12 protein-coding genes and 1 tRNA gene are annotated in these 13,921 nt (G+C 60.4%); 6 read left to right on the forward strand and 7 right to left on the reverse strand.

What is annotated here, in order from left to right; genetic code table 11:
* Positions 1 to 45: 45 nt before the first annotated feature.
* Positions 46 to 122: transfer RNA gene (locus B9N88_RS18385), tRNA-Met, on the reverse strand.
* A 283-nt stretch (positions 123 to 405) separates the two neighbouring features.
* On the opposite strand from B9N88_RS18385, the gene dinB reads away from it, so the two are divergent.
* Entirely contained in the window at positions 406 to 1,464 is a 1,059-nt protein-coding gene (dinB, locus tag B9N88_RS18390) for a DNA polymerase IV (protein ID WP_027605471.1), read from the forward strand.
* Positions 1,465 to 1,532: 68 nt separating this feature from the next.
* Here dinB and B9N88_RS18395 read toward each other — a convergent pair whose 3' ends face one another.
* The 4 genes from B9N88_RS18395 to B9N88_RS18410 form a co-directional block, all read right to left on the reverse strand.
* Positions 1,533 to 2,486 carry a hypothetical protein gene (locus B9N88_RS18395; RefSeq protein ID WP_027605472.1) on the reverse strand — a complete coding sequence of 318 codons (954 nt, stop codon included), beginning with the start codon at positions 2,484 to 2,486 and terminating at the stop codon, positions 1,533 to 1,535.
* Between the two features lie 20 nt (positions 2,487 to 2,506).
* On the reverse strand, positions 2,507 to 4,222 hold the full coding sequence (locus tag B9N88_RS18400; RefSeq protein WP_027605473.1) for a proline--tRNA ligase: 1,716 nt from the start codon (positions 4,220 to 4,222) through the stop codon (positions 2,507 to 2,509).
* 155 nt (positions 4,223 to 4,377) lie between these two features.
* Positions 4,378 to 5,910: an AmpG family muropeptide MFS transporter gene (locus B9N88_RS18405; RefSeq protein ID WP_027605474.1), complete on the reverse strand. Its 1,533-nt coding sequence runs from the start codon at positions 5,908 to 5,910 to the stop codon at positions 4,378 to 4,380.
* A gap of 43 nt (positions 5,911 to 5,953) precedes the next feature.
* Entirely contained in the window at positions 5,954 to 6,316 is a 363-nt protein-coding gene (locus tag B9N88_RS18410; protein ID WP_043293512.1) for an MGMT family protein, read from the reverse strand.
* 144 nt (positions 6,317 to 6,460) lie between these two features.
* Here B9N88_RS18410 and B9N88_RS18415 point away from each other — a divergent pair, with 144 nt between their 5' ends.
* The 5 genes from B9N88_RS18415 (at position 6,461) to groL (ending at position 11,077) form a co-directional block, all read left to right on the forward strand.
* Positions 6,461 to 7,468 (forward strand): DUF481 domain-containing protein, encoded by a 1,008-nt coding sequence (locus tag B9N88_RS18415; RefSeq protein ID WP_027605476.1) that lies wholly within the window; start codon positions 6,461 to 6,463, stop codon positions 7,466 to 7,468.
* A 93-nt stretch (positions 7,469 to 7,561) separates the two neighbouring features.
* Entirely contained in the window at positions 7,562 to 8,293 is a 732-nt protein-coding gene (locus B9N88_RS18420) for a HugZ family pyridoxamine 5'-phosphate oxidase (protein WP_027605477.1), read from the forward strand.
* Between the two features lie 66 nt (positions 8,294 to 8,359).
* Positions 8,360 to 8,836, forward strand: a complete 477-nt coding sequence (locus B9N88_RS18425) for an FxsA family protein (RefSeq protein ID WP_027605478.1) — start codon at positions 8,360 to 8,362, stop codon at positions 8,834 to 8,836.
* Between the two features lie 247 nt (positions 8,837 to 9,083).
* Complete coding sequence (groES, locus tag B9N88_RS18430; protein WP_003175874.1) at positions 9,084 to 9,380, forward strand: co-chaperone GroES; 297 nt, start codon at positions 9,084 to 9,086, stop codon at positions 9,378 to 9,380.
* 50 nt (positions 9,381 to 9,430) lie between these two features.
* The gene (gene groL, locus B9N88_RS18435; protein ID WP_027605479.1) at positions 9,431 to 11,077 is read left to right on the forward strand and encodes a chaperonin GroEL; all 1,647 of its coding nucleotides are present in this window, start codon (positions 9,431 to 9,433) and stop codon (positions 11,075 to 11,077) included.
* Between the two features lie 79 nt (positions 11,078 to 11,156).
* On the opposite strand, the gene B9N88_RS18440 is transcribed toward groL, so the two are convergent.
* Both B9N88_RS18440 and B9N88_RS18445 read right to left on the reverse strand, forming a co-directional pair.
* Positions 11,157 to 11,876 (reverse strand): phosphatase PAP2 family protein, encoded by a 720-nt coding sequence (locus B9N88_RS18440; protein WP_027605480.1) that lies wholly within the window; start codon positions 11,874 to 11,876, stop codon positions 11,157 to 11,159.
* 51 nt (positions 11,877 to 11,927) lie between these two features.
* Complete coding sequence (locus B9N88_RS18445) at positions 11,928 to 13,877, reverse strand: LTA synthase family protein (protein WP_027605481.1); 1,950 nt, start codon at positions 13,875 to 13,877, stop codon at positions 11,928 to 11,930.
* Positions 13,878 to 13,921: the final 44 nt, after the last annotated feature.

The raw sequence follows: 13,921 nt of genomic DNA on the forward strand, positions 1-13,921 counted from the left end.
CTAAAACAAAAAAGGCCACTCTTTCGAGTAGCCTTTTTTGATGTTTGGTTGCGGGAGCCGGATTTGAACCGACGACCTTCGGGTTATGAGCCCGACGAGCTACCAGACTGCTCCATCCCGCGTCTGTGTGTCGGCATTCTACAGAGGATCGCGAGTGTGTCAACCGGTGAATCGAAGAAAAGCGCTTGTGGTTCAATCGGTTAGCTCTCCATGTAGAGCCGTTTGAGGGGTTCGGGCCAGTGGGGCCAAGGGTTTCAGCTCTATTGGAAGGCTGATTTCGATTGAGAAAATAAATTCATCTGGGAAATTTCCTACCACTCAGGCGGAAGATTCAAACTACTGGTGCTATATACAGGGGTGAATGCGATACTGGCCATCCGTTGGATTACACCCGCCTTTCTACTTATGACGCAGCGCAAAATCATCCACGTTGACTGTGATTGCTTCTACGCCGCCATTGAGATGCGCGATGACCCGAGCCTGGCGCAAAAGCCCCTGGCGGTAGGTGGGTCGGCAGATCGAAGGGGCGTGATCGCTACATGCAACTACGAAGCGCGGGCGTATGGGGTGCGTTCCGCCATGTCGTCGCGGCATGCCCTGAAGCTCTGCCCGGACCTGACCATCGTCAAGCCGCGCATGGATGCCTATAAGGAGGCGTCGAAGGAAATCCAGACGATCTTTCGCGACTACACCGACCTGATCGAGCCCCTGTCGCTGGACGAGGCCTACCTGGATGTCTCCGACAGCCCGCACTTTGGCGGCAGCGCCACACGCATCGCCCAGGACATTCGGCGCCGGGTCTCCAACCAATTGCACATCACTGTGTCCGCCGGCGTGGCGCCGAATAAGTTTTTGGCCAAGATCGCCAGTGATTGGAAAAAGCCCAACGGCCTGTTTGTCATCACCCCGGATCAGGTCGAGGACTTTGTCTCCCAACTGCGGGTAAGCAAGTTGCACGGCGTGGGCAAGGTGACGGCAGACAAGCTGGCGCGCCTGGGCATCGAAGACTGCCTGCAATTGCGCGAATGGAACAAGTTGGCGCTGGTGCGTGAGTTCGGCAGCTTTGGCGAGCGCTTGTGGAGCCTGGCCCGTGGGATAGATGAACGTGTGGTGCAGAACGACAGCCGGCGGCAGTCCATCAGTGTGGAAAATACCTACGATGTGGATTTGCCGGATCTCTCAAGCTGCCTGGCGAAACTTCCAGAGTTGATGGAGACCCTGGCAGGGCGCATGGCGCGTATCGACAGCAGCTACAAGGCGGGCAAGCCGTTCGTTAAGGTGAAGTTCCATGACTTTACCCAGACGACGCTGGAGCAGGCGGGCGCGGCGCGGGATCTGGAGAGTTATCAACAGTTGATGACCCAGGCGTTCAATCGCGGTGGGAAACCGGTGCGGTTGTTGGGGATTGGGGTGCGGCTGCTGGACCTGAGTGGCGGGAACGAACAGTTAGAGTTCTCCTGGTAGAAGCCGGGAAAAAATGTGGGAGGAAGCAAGCCCCCTCCCACATTTGGATCTGCAGCGTTTTCGAAGCCTCAGCGTGCTCCGGGATCCGCCACCAACCGCCCTGCATCCTTGGTCAACGCCTGCAGGAATTCCTGCTGCAGCTCGGGATCATTGCGGGTCAGTTCGATCAGGCTTTGTTCCAGTTCGCTGGCTTCTTCCTCCAGGCCCAGCTCCGACAGGCGCTTGACCCGGTGCACCCACTGGCTGACTTCATCGTCTTCCAGGTCGTCGTAGATCAGGCCGTGGGCTTCCAGCAACTTGCCGCGCAGGGTGCTGCTGATCGCCAGGGTCGAGTCCGAGTGCACGTCGTCCTGGCCATCTTCCACGCTGATCTTCAAGGTCGTGACGCGGTTCAGGTCCTGCTCGGCAAACGGGCTGTCCAACAGGTTCAGGCGCAGCACGCCGTTGCGGTCGGTGGTCAGATCATGGGTCTGTTTGCCGGCGGTGACCTGGACCGGGCGCTCGCTCCAGGGCAGGCTCGAATACTCCACGCGTTTGTCGCGCTGGACTTCATCGATACCCGCCAGGTTCTGTTGCGCGCGCCCATGGGATTGCACGTTCATGAACGGGTTGAGACCGTCCACGCCGTAGGTCAGCCAGTCGTGGGTCATGCTGGTCGGCAGGTTGCCGAGGGCGAAGATGTTCGCCACGTTGGCGCCCGCACCCGCGACCAAAGCCACTGCACCCAGGGGCATCTCATAGAGTTTGCGCCAGGGCTGGTAAGGCGTGTAGCGATCGTAACGACGGGTAACTTCGAATTCGGTGATCTCAAAGGTCTTTTGCTCGTGAATGCGAACCCGGCGTTGCGGCAGTTCCAGCACTTTGGGTTCGCCTACATCGATCTGCAGGCTGTGGTCGAGCAACTTACGTTCGACCCGCTCCTCGTGCTCACTGCGTTGCGACATCTGATTGGCGCAGCCGCTGACCAGCAGGGCGCCGCACAAGGCGGCGCCCCCCAGGGCTCTGGTGTTTCGCTTGAACATGACTTCTCTTGATCTGGTTTTCAGCGACGAATACGCGCCTGGAGGAAAGACAGCACGTCAGCCACCGGCAAGGGTTGGGCTTCGGCTTCGGTCCGGCTCTTGTATTCCAGATTGCCATCGGCCAGGCCGCGGTCACTGACCACGATCCGGTGCGGGATGCCAATCAGCTCCATGTCGGCGAACTTGATGCCCGGGCTGGTTTTCTTGTCCCGGTCATCCAGCAGCACTTCAAAACCAGCTGCCGTGAGTTCGGCATACAGTTTGTCGGTGGCTTCGCGTACTTGCTCGGTTTCGTAACGCAGCGGTACCAGGGCCACCTGGAAAGGCGCGAGGGCGTCACTCCAGATAATGCCTTTCTCGTCGTTGTTCTGCTCGATGGCAGCGGCAACCACGCGGGAAACGCCAATGCCGTAGCAGCCCATGTCGAGGGTGATCGGCTTGCCGTTCTCGCCCAGCACTTCGCACTTCATCGCCTTGCTGTACTTGTTGCCCAGCTGGAAGATGTGCCCGACTTCGATGCCGCGCTTGATTTCCAGGGTGCCCTTGCCGTCCGGGCTTGGGTCACCGGCCACCACGTTGCGCAGGTCGGCAACGGTCGGCACCGGCAGGTCACGCTCCCAGTTCACGCCGAAGTAGTGCTTGTCGTCGATGTTCGCGCCGATACCGAAGTCGCTCATCAGCTCGACCGAGCGGTCGATGATGATCGGCAACGGCAGGTTCAGCGGGCCGAGGGAACCGGCACCGGCGCCGATGGCGTCGCGCAGTTCGGCATCGCTGGCCATGACCAGCGGGCTGGCCACGCCAGGTTGCTGGGCGGCCTTGATTTCGTTGAGTTCGTGGTCGCCACGGATCACCAGGGCGATCAGCTTGCCTTCTTCTTCGGCATGCACGATCAGGGTCTTGATGGTCTTTTCAATCGGCAGATTGAATTTCTCCACCAGGGCCGCGATGGTCTTGGTCTCTGGCGTATCCACCAGGCGCAGTTCTTCAGCCGGGGCTGGACGGGAGGTTTCCCGTGGCACGGCTTCGGCTTTCTCGATGTTCGCCGCGTAGTCGGAACCGTTGCTGAACGCGATATCGTCTTCGCCGGACTCGGCCAGTACGTGGAATTCGTGGGAGCCGGCACCGCCGATGGAGCCATTGTCCGCTTCAACCGCCCGGAACTTCAGGCCCAGGCGCGTGAACACATTGCAGTAGGCCTGGTGCATGCGGTCATAGGTGACCTGCAGCGATGCCTGGTCGGCGTGGAACGAATAGGCGTCCTTCATGATGAATTCGCGGCCGCGCATCAAACCGAAGCGTGGGCGGATTTCATCGCGGAATTTGGTCTGGATCTGATACAGGTTCAGAGGCAACTGTTTATAGCTGCTCAACTCGTTGCGCATCAGGTCGGTGATCACTTCTTCATGGGTCGGGCCGGCGCAGAAGTCGCGGCCATGACGGTCCTTGAAGCGCAGCAACTCAGGGCCGTACTCTTCCCAGCGCCCGGATTCCTGCCACAGCTCGGCCGGTTGGGTGCTCGGCATCAACACTTCGAGAGAGCCGGCGGCGTTCATTTCTTCGCGAACGATGGCTTCGACCTTGCGCATCACCTTCAAGCCCATGGGCAGCCAGGTGTACAGGCCCGAGGCCAGTTTGCGAATCATGCCGGCGCGCAGCATCAGCTGGTGGCTGATCACGACCGCATCGGAAGGCGTTTCTTTCTGTGTGGCGAGCAAATATTGACTGGTACGCATGGTAGGCCGTTGTCGGTTGCTTGAACTTGAAATGACTTGGGATTGTACGGGCGCAAACTGCCGCCGTACAGGCATCAGAATGCAGGGCTGTCTGTAGGCGCAGAGCTTGCTCGCGATGGGGGCGCCGCGGTCTGGCTTTTAAAGGGCCCCCAGAATCAGTCCTCTACCGGCGGATTCAACCGCATCCGCCGATTTTCCTGATACCAGTGCAACGCAATCAGCAGCAGTGTCGGTACGCCCAGCATGCAGGTGATCAGGAAGAAGTTGTGGTACCCGAACTTCTCCACCATCACCCCCGAGTACCCGCCGATCAGGCGCGGCAGCAACAGCATGATCGAACTGAGCAGCGCATATTGGGTGGCGGAAAACTTGAGGTTGGTCAGGCTCGACAGGTAGGCCACGAATGCCGACGTGGCCAGGCCCGAGCTGAAGTTATCCAGGGAGATGGTAAAGATCAGCATCTGCAGGTCGGGGCCCATGTCGGCGAGCATCACGAACAGCAGGTTGGTCCCCGCCGACGCCACGCCGCCTATAAACAGGATCGGCAGGATGCCGAAGCGCACGATCAGCAGGCCGCCCATGCCGGCGCCGAGCAGGGTCATGATCAGGCCGAAGATCTTGCTGACCCCGGCGATCTGGTCCTTGGTAAAACCCTGGTCGATGTAGAACACGTTGGCCATCACGCCCATCACCGTGTCGGACATACGATAGGTGGCGATCAGCCCCAGCAGCAGCAATGCCTGCCAGCGGTAGCGCAGGATAAAGTCGTTGACCGGCGTGAGCACCGGCGCCAGGCCCCGCCGGCCCATTGCCGACAGGCACAGCGTGGTGAGAATGATATAGAGAATGGCGCGCAGGAACGCGCGGTCGTCCATCAGCAAGTCCCACAGGCTGACGCCGTGAAACAGCACGCTGGCGAAGTCGGTGTTGAACAACTGGGTGAACATCGCCGGTACGGATACCAGCAACACGATCAGCACAAACACCGACACCAGTTGATGCACGAAGCTATAGCGCCCGGCCTGCAACTGGGTGCGCAGCGGTACATTCGGTTCGCGCATGAACAGCGTGGTCAGCAGCGCCGGGATCATCAGCACGCCGAACAGCACATAGGTACCGGTCCAGGCCGAGTGCTTATAGTTGAAGCCGGTGGAGCCGAAGCCTTCGGCAAAGAACAGCGCACCGGCCGTGGCCAGCAGGGCGGCGATGCGGTAGCCGGACATATAGCTGGCGGCCAGGGCGGCCTGGCGGCTGTCGTCGGCGATTTCCAGGCGATAGGCGTCGACCGCGATGTCCTGGGTGGCGGAAGCAAAGGCCACCACGACGGCAATGGCGATCAGCCAGGACAGGTGTTTCTGCGGGTCGCAGAACCCCATGCCGATCAATCCGAGGATCACCAGCGACTGTGCAAGCACCAGCCAGGAGCGACGACGTCCGAGTTTACCGAGCAGTGGCAGGCGCCATTGGTCGAGCAGCGGCGACCAGACCCATTTGAAGGCATACGCCAAACCGATCAGGCTCGCATAGCCGATGGTCTCGCGGGCCACACCGGCCTCACGCAGCCACACCGAAAGCGTCGAGAACACCAACATGTAAGGCAAGCCGGCGGCAAAGCCGAGCAACAACAGCACTAACGTCGAGGGGCTGGCATAGGCGGCGAGCGCGGCGCGCCAGGTTTTACGGGGCATGGGCTGGAGTCTGCCTCAGATTCACGGAAACAAAGCGCGCACTCTAACCGCTGTGCTCTACCGGGCGCCAGCCATGGCGCTGAATATCCACGCGATTGTTGCGCACCGTGACGCCCTCATCGCGCAAGCGTGCCCGTTGCTCGTCGCCCGAGGCGCTGCCCACCGGCAGACTTATCCGACCACCGGCACCCAGCACACGATGCCAGGGCAATGTGGTGCCCTCGGGAAGTTGGCTCAAGGTACGACCCACCCAGCGCGCGGCGCGCCCCAGCCCGGCCAGTTGCGCCAGCTCGCCATAACTCACCACGCAACCGGCGGGGACTTGCGCCAGGGTCAGGTACAGCGCGGTGCGGCGCATCTCGGCGGGGGTTTGTGGGGCATCGGCAGGCTGATTCACTGTGGGCATATCCGTTGGGATCGTCGGTCTTTTGTAAGAAACGTCTGTAAGTATGCTGTTGAGAATTGAACTCAACACAAATCCTTGAGTCAGTCCTAGCTATCTAACACGATAATCGCCCCTTTTCGCCAACCTTGAGCTCCCCATCCGCTTATGTTGTCCAGAACCCTGCTGTGCCTCGCTGTCTTCAGTGCCTCCACGCCCCTGCTGGCCGATACCGTCTGGTTAAAAAACGGTGACCGCCTGACCGGCAAGATCAAGGTCTTCGACGGTGGCAAGCTGCTGATCCAGACCGACTACGCCGGCGCCATTCCGGTGGACTGGAAGCAGGTGAAAACCCTGGAGAGCGACCAGGAGCTGCTGGTCAAGCAGGACGCCTACACCGGCGAGAAGGCCAAGTCCCTGCAGGCGGCGGACGATGGCAAGGTGGTGCTGGCCAATGGCGAGGCGCCCAAGACTGTCGAGCTGGCAAGTATCCAGCAGATCATCAAGCCCAAGCCGGTGATCGAAGACCTGGTGTGGAAGGGCAATGTCGACATGGCGCTGGACTACAAGCGCGCCGAAAAAGACACCAACGACTACGACATCGACTTCAAGACCACCGCGCGCCATGGCCAATGGCGCCATACCGGGCAGGGCGAATACAACCGCGAGTTCCAGGACGACGTCACCACCACCGACAACTGGGCGCTGGAGTATGACCTGGACCGCTTCATCACCGAGCACTGGTTCTGGCAGGGGCGCCTGACCTACAAGCGCGACAAGGTTGAAGACCTGGCGCGCCAACGTACCGTCGGTACCGGCCCGGGCTACCAGTTCTGGGACGACGAGCTGGGGGCATTCTCCCTCGGCTCGCTGGTCAACCGCACCGATTACGAGTACGCCGATGGCGGCAAGGACAACTTCTATTCCCTGGCCATGAAGTGGAACTACAACCGCTACCTGGTGGGCAAGACCGTTGAGTTCTTCACCAATGGCGAGGTGGGCAAGCCTATCGACGGCCCGGCCGAGTACTCCCTGGATGCGGAAATGGGCCTGCGCTATAAAGTCACAGAGTGGGCATCGCTCAACCTCAAGGCCGAGCGCGACGTGATCAGCGGCGATTCGGAAAGCAGCCTGAGCAAAACCCGCTATACCGCAGGCTTCGGCGTCGCCTGGTAATCGAGCCCTGGCAACCGGCGCGTAGATTGATTACCTTGTGTTGAGATCCATTCCCATACGCTATGGGCGGCTGAATACCCGAGGAGTCATACGTTGAGCGCGCAGGTTGCCAAGAACGCCCGAGAGCTGTTGCTCAAGGAATACCGTGGGGCTCTCTCCACACTCTCCAAGGCCATGCCCGGCTTTCCGTTCGGCTCGGTCGTGCCGTATTGCCTCGACGAGCAGGGCCGCCCGCTGATCCTGATCAGCCGTATTGCCCAGCACACCCATAACCTGCAAAAAGATCCCAAGTGCTCGCTGCTGGTCGGCGAGCGCGAAGCGGATGACGTGCAGGCCGTGGGGCGCCTGACCTACCTGGCCGAAGCCGAGAAACTCGAGGACCCGGCCGCCATCGAAGCAGCGGCCGAGCGCTATTACCGCTACTTCCCCGATTCGGCCAACTACCACCAGGCCCACGATTTCGATTTCTGGGTGCTCAAGCCGGTGCGCCACCGTTATATCGGCGGGTTTGGCGCGATTCACTGGATCGACCAATTGACCCTGGCCAACCCCTTCGCGGGCAAGGCCGAGCGCAGCATGATCGAGCACATGAACAGCGACCACACCAAGGCCATTGCCCACTACGTCGAGTTGGCCGGCTTGCCTGCTTTCGAACCTGCGCAATTGGCCGGCATCGACAGCGAAGGCCTGCACCTGCGCATCGGCCAGGCTTTGCACTGGCTGCCGTTTGCGGCATCTTGCAACACGCCGACACAAGTACGCGAAGCCCTGGTTTCATTGGCCCACGCCGAGGTCTGGCCGAAAAAAGCCGCCGCTGAAGCTTGAATTCACGAAACGGCGACGTCATCTAGGGTGGACTGGCAAGGCATTCTTGCGTTGAGGAACCTTTTGATGCGCCCTTTTTTATTGCTCTTTCTGCTGTTCCCGGTGTTGGAGCTGTTCGTATTCGTTCAAGTCAGCGGTGCGATCGGGTTTTTCCCGGCCCTGTTGCTGATCATTCTCGGCTCGATGCTCGGCGTCCTGGTGCTGCGTGTCGCCGGCCTGGCCACGGCGCTGCGCGCCCGTGAGAGCCTGAACCGCGGCGAACTGCCGGCCCAGACCATGCTCGAAGGCCTGATGATGGCGTTGGCGGGCGGCCTGTTGATCCTGCCCGGCTTTATCAGCGACGTAGTGGGCCTGGTGATGCTGCTGCCGTTCACCCGCAAATTGCTGGCGGGCAAGATGCGCCAGCGCGCCGAAGAGGCCGCTCTTCGCCAACGTGCGTTCGCCGACGACCTGCAACCCCGTGGCGGCCCGGCTCCGCGCCAACCGTTGGGGCGAGAAGGCGACGTGATCGAAGGCGAGTTCGAACACCGCGACAGCAAATAACCGCTTCACTGGCACGGCACCTTCGGGTGCCGTGTTGCTTTTATAGGCTGGCAGACGCAAAAAAAATCATCGCCGGCCCCTTGTAATAAGCTTATGCGCCCTTATGTAACGGTCACCGCAAGGTTTCTGGTGGCGACACCGGACAGACTTCCGTGTTTCGCCCAGCGAACCGCGACCGGCACTGCCGGAATACAACCCGCCGGTATCGATACCGGCCGATGAAAAACACAATTAGGAGAGATCGACAATGAGCAAGCTTCGTCCTCTGCACGACCGCGTCGTAATCCGTCGCAGCGAAGAAGAAAAGAAAACCGCTGGCGGTATCGTTCTGCCAGGTTCGGCTGCTGAAAAAGCCAACCACGGTGTGATCGTCGCTGCAGGCCCAGGCAAGACTCTGGAAAACGGTGACGTACGTGCGCTGGCCGTTAAAGTCGGTGACAAGGTTGTATTTGGCCCTTACTCCGGCAGCAACACTGTGAAAGTCGACGGCGAAGACCTGCTGGTTATGGCTGAGAACGAGATTCTCGCCGTTCTGGAAGACTGATTTCCCCGCTCATTTTCCCGTTACTACAAAGTATTTAAGGAATATCGATCATGGCTGCTAAAGAAGTTAAATTCGGCGATTCCGCCCGTAAGAAAATGCTCACCGGTGTCAACATCCTGGCTGACGCAGTAAAAGCGACCCTGGGCCCGAAAGGCCGTAACGTGATCATCGAGAAGAGCTTCGGCGCTCCGACCATCACCAAGGACGGCGTTTCCGTCGCCAAAGAAATCGAACTGGAAGACCGTTTCGAAAACATGGGCGCGCAGCTGGTCAAAGACGTTGCCTCCCGTGCCAACGATGACGCAGGCGACGGCACCACCACCGCCACCGTTCTGGCTCAGGCGATCGTCAACGAAGGCTACAAGGCCGTTGCTGCCGGCATGAACCCGATGGACCTCAAGCGCGGCATCGACAAGGCCACCATCGCCATCGTCGCTGAGCTGAAAAACCTGTCCAAGCCTTGCGCCGACACCAAGGCTATTGCCCAGGTAGGCACCATCTCCGCCAACTCCGACAGCTCCATCGGCGACATCATTGCCGAAGCCATGGAAAAAGTCGGTAAAGAAGGCGTGATCACCGTTGAAGAAGGCACTGGCCTGGAAAACGAACTGTCGGTTGTCGAAGGCATGCAGTTCGACCGTGGCTACCTGTCCCCGTACTTCGTCAACAAGCCGGAAACCATGGTTGCCGAGCTGGACAGCCCGCTGATCCTGCTGGTCGACAAGAAGATCTCCAACATCCGCGAAATGCTGCCAGTGCTGGAAGCCGTTGCCAAAGCCGGCCGCCCACTGCTGATCGTTTCCGAAGACGTTGAAGGCGAAGCCCTGGCGACCCTGGTTGTGAACAACATGCGTGGCATCGTTAAAGTCGCAGCCGTCAAGGCTCCAGGCTTCGGCGACCGTCGCAAGGCCATGCTGCAGGACATCGCCGTCCTGACCGGCGGTACCGTTATCTCCGAAGAGATCGGCCTGAGCCTGGAAAGCGCCACCCTGGAAAACCTGGGTAGCGCCAAGCGCGTGACCATCTCCAAGGAAAACACCATCATCGTTGACGGTGCTGGCGTTGACGGCGACATCCAATCGCGCATCACTCAGATCCGTGCCCAGGTTGCCGAGACGTCCTCGGACTACGACCGTGAAAAACTGCAAGAGCGCCTGGCCAAGCTGTCCGGCGGCGTTGCAGTGATCAAGGTTGGCGCGGGTTCCGAAGTTGAAATGAAAGAGAAGAAAGCCCGCGTTGAAGACGCCCTGCACGCAACCCGCGCAGCCGTCGAAGAAGGCGTGGTACCTGGCGGTGGCGTTGCGCTGATCCGTGCCCTGGAAGCCCTGACCAACCTGACCGGCGACAACGCTGACCAGAACGTCGGTATCGCTGTGCTGCGTCGTGCGGTTGAAGCACCGCTGCGCCAGATCGCTGCCAACTCCGGCGACGAGCCAAGCGTTGTGGTCAACGAAGTCAAGAACGGCAAAGGTAACTACGGTTACAACGCTGCGACTGGCGTCTACGGCGACATGATCGAAATGGGCATCCTGGACCCTACCAAGGTGACTCGTTCCGCGCTGCAGGCCGCAGCCTCCATCGGTGGTCTGATCCTGACCACCGAAGCTGCAATCGCTGACAAGCCGAAGGCTGAAGGCTCGGCTGGCGGCGGTATGCCAGACATGGGCGGCATGGGTGGCATGGGCGGCATGATGTAAGCCAGCCTTACCCCTGTACTGAAAAAGCCCCGCCTGCAGTGATGCAGGCGGGGCTTTTTTGTGGGCGCTGTCTTTGGCTTCAGATGGGCGTTGCGCGCGTGGAGGGCCGGTACAGCAACAGGCAATACAGCCCCAGGCAGATCAGCCAGCAGAAAATTGCCGTCCACACGTTATGGGAAAAGAAGTGTGCGCCTTGCATCATGCGGCTGACGGAAAACACGCTGCCCAAGCCGACGGCGAAGATGAATGCGCTGCGCGCCATCCGTGGCTGCCGGTCACGCAGTGCAAAAAACAGGGCAAACAAGGCGAACCCGGTGGCGGCATGACCGCCTGGCCAGCAGCGCCCGGGTTTATCGGTGGGCGGGCGAGGGCTCAGCAATTTGCTGTAGGTTTCCTGACCGCCGAATTCCTGGACGCTCCACGGGCACTGGACGCCGGTGATGGTTTTCAGCGGAGCGACAAACGCGGTCGCCAGCCCGAGTGACAGCACCAGGCAGCCCAGTTCACGACGATAGGGTTTGAGCCGTCGGAGAATAAACGTGCCGGCAAATCCCAGGATCGCCAGGACCGAGAACAGGATGACCAACTGTTTGGCACGATCATGCAGGATGTCTTCGAGGAAGAAACTGTAACGCCCGATGAAACCGCCCTCCGCACCGTTGTAGAACAGCTTGGCGAGGTCCATGTCCAGTGAGGTCAGCTCCAGCAGCAGCAATAGGAGCGCAGCGCCGCCGGGGATGCCCAGGCAGAGCCATAGGTTGAGAGGTTTGGAGACGGGGACGGCGGGGGTTGTGCCCATGGTGGACCCTGGTGAAAAACGTCCCGTACTGACCTGTACGGGACGTTTTGGTTAGCGCGTGCTCAGTGCCGGGGCCTCTTCCTTGGGCGCTCTCCAGCTCAGCAACTGTTGTTTGAAGCCATAGCTGGCGGCCTGGTAGTAGGTGATCGCCCGCTGGATCAACGGGTCATCGCTGCCGACCCGCAACTCCTGGCTCTCACCCAGGGCCTGGTCGTGGCGGCGCAGGCCCAGGCGTGGGCTGAGAATGGCCAGGTCCTTGCCGTCGAACAGGCCCAGGTGCTGGTAGTTGCCGACCACCACCCGAGGTGGCAGTGGGTTGTCCTGCAACAGGTTGCGACCAAAGAAGGTGGATTCGTAGCTCAGGTTGAGCAGGCCCAGCAGCGTGGGCGCCAGGTCGATCTGGCTGGCCAGTTGTGCGCTTTCCCGTGCGTCGATCAGCTTGGGCGCATAGATGAACAGCGGAATCTGGTAGTTGGTGATGGGCAGGTCTTCCTTGCCTGCGCTGCCGGCGGTGTGGTCGGCGACGAAGATGAAGATCGTGTTATCGAACCAGGGTTTTTGGCGGGCGGCTTCCAGGAATTGGCCGATGGCGTGGTCGGTGTATTTCACCGCGCCGTCGCGGCCATTCCCGGATTTGATGTCGATACGCCCATCCGGGTAGGTGTAGGGGCGGTGGTTGGAGGTGGTCATCAGTTGCAGCAAAAAGGGCTGCTGCTTGGCGTAGTCGGTGTCGGCCAGTTTCAGGGTTTGGTTGTACAGGTCCTCGTCGGCCATGCCCCAGGCGTTCTTGAACGAGATTTCTGACTCGGGCACGCTGCTCTGGTCCACGACGCGATAACCATTGCCGCTGAAAAACGCGTTCATGTTATCGAAGTACCCGCGCCCGCCGTACACAAACACGCTGTCGTAACCGACGGCCGTGAGCTGTTGCCCCAGGCTGGCGAAGCCGCTTTCACGACCGATGCGCTTGACGATCGAGCGCCCGGGCGTGGGTGGAATCGCCAGGGTGATCGCCTCCAGGCCACGGTCGGTGCGGGTGCCGGTGGCATAGAAATTATTGAAATACAGGCTCTGTTTACGCAGCGCATCCAGGTTAGGCGTGAGGTTGCGCTCGTCGCCGTTGCTGCCCATGTACTTGGCGCTGAAACTTTCGATGGTCACCAGCACGACATTGGGTTTGCGCGGCGTGCCCGGATTGGTGATGGCGCGGCGGATATCCAGCGGGTCCTGGCCGATAAAGCGGGCGTTGGGTTCGCTCAGCTCTGCACGCAGTTGCGTGGCGATAACCTCAGTCGGCAGGGTTTTGTAGAACTGTGGGTAATCCAGTTCGTTGTTACGGAATGCGGCGAAAAACTGATACGGACCATTGCTGGCCAGTTCGTTCTTGTAGGCATTGCCGCCCTGAGCACGCGGGCTGTCCTGGCTGATCAGTTGCAGGCTGAGGCCGGCAACGACCAACAGGGCCAAGGCATTCACTAGCCGGCCACGCATCGGCGGCAGTGGGGCGCTCATCGCTGCATTGAACGGTTTGCGCAAGGCCAGGCTCAAGACAATCGCCAGCATGGCGAGCAGGCTCAGCAGTTTGCCGATCGGGTAGGACTCGAGCAGGTTGTTCAACACCTCGTCGGAGTACACCAGGTAATCGACGGCAATGAAGTTGAAGCGCACGCCGAACTCATCCCAGAACAGCCACTCGGCCACCGAGGTAAACAGCATGGCGAACAGGCTGACGGTGAGCACGGCCTGCAGGAACCAGCGGTGACCGCGACGGCGCCACAGCGCGGGCGGGCACAGCAGCAAATACAGGCCCAGCGGCAGTGCCGCATAGGCCAGGAAACCCAGGTCGTACAGCAGGCCCACGCCAAACACTGGCAGCAGGTTGCCGCCGACTTCATCCAAATGGGTGATGAGCAGCACGCTGCGAGTGAGCAGGAAAATAACCAGCCAGGCACCGGTTACCAACAGCAGATAGCGCATTGGCGCCGTCTTGAGAAACCCCATGTCCATGTTCCTTATATCAATGGGTGGCGATCTTCTGCCTGACA

The organism is Pseudomonas sp. LAMO17WK12:I1, from assembly GCF_900177315.1.
Taxonomy (GTDB): Bacteria; Pseudomonadota; Gammaproteobacteria; order Pseudomonadales; family Pseudomonadaceae; genus Aquipseudomonas; species Aquipseudomonas marginalis.

What these genes read in the sequence shown, in the direction of transcription:
- dinB (WP_027605471.1), top strand. Translation starts at nt 406, where the DNA reads ATGACGCAGCGCAAAATCATCCACGTTGACTGTGATTGCTTCTACGCC.
- B9N88_RS18395 (WP_027605472.1), bottom strand. Translation starts at nt 2,486, where the DNA reads ATGTTCAAGCGAAACACCAGAGCCCTGGGGGGCGCCGCCTTGTGCGGC.
- B9N88_RS18400 (WP_027605473.1), bottom strand. Translation starts at nt 4,222, where the DNA reads ATGCGTACCAGTCAATATTTGCTCGCCACACAGAAAGAAACGCCTTCC.
- B9N88_RS18405 (WP_027605474.1), bottom strand. Translation starts at nt 5,910, where the DNA reads ATGCCCCGTAAAACCTGGCGCGCCGCGCTCGCCGCCTATGCCAGCCCC.
- B9N88_RS18410 (WP_043293512.1), bottom strand. Translation starts at nt 6,316, where the DNA reads ATGCCCACAGTGAATCAGCCTGCCGATGCCCCACAAACCCCCGCCGAG.
- B9N88_RS18415 (WP_027605476.1), top strand. Translation starts at nt 6,461, where the DNA reads ATGTTGTCCAGAACCCTGCTGTGCCTCGCTGTCTTCAGTGCCTCCACG.
- B9N88_RS18425 (WP_027605478.1), top strand. Translation starts at nt 8,360, where the DNA reads ATGCGCCCTTTTTTATTGCTCTTTCTGCTGTTCCCGGTGTTGGAGCTG.
- groES (WP_003175874.1), top strand. Translation starts at nt 9,084, where the DNA reads ATGAGCAAGCTTCGTCCTCTGCACGACCGCGTCGTAATCCGTCGCAGC.
- groL (WP_027605479.1), top strand. Translation starts at nt 9,431, where the DNA reads ATGGCTGCTAAAGAAGTTAAATTCGGCGATTCCGCCCGTAAGAAAATG.
- B9N88_RS18440 (WP_027605480.1), bottom strand. Translation starts at nt 11,876, where the DNA reads ATGGGCACAACCCCCGCCGTCCCCGTCTCCAAACCTCTCAACCTATGG.
- B9N88_RS18445 (WP_027605481.1), bottom strand. Translation starts at nt 13,877, where the DNA reads ATGGGGTTTCTCAAGACGGCGCCAATGCGCTATCTGCTGTTGGTAACC.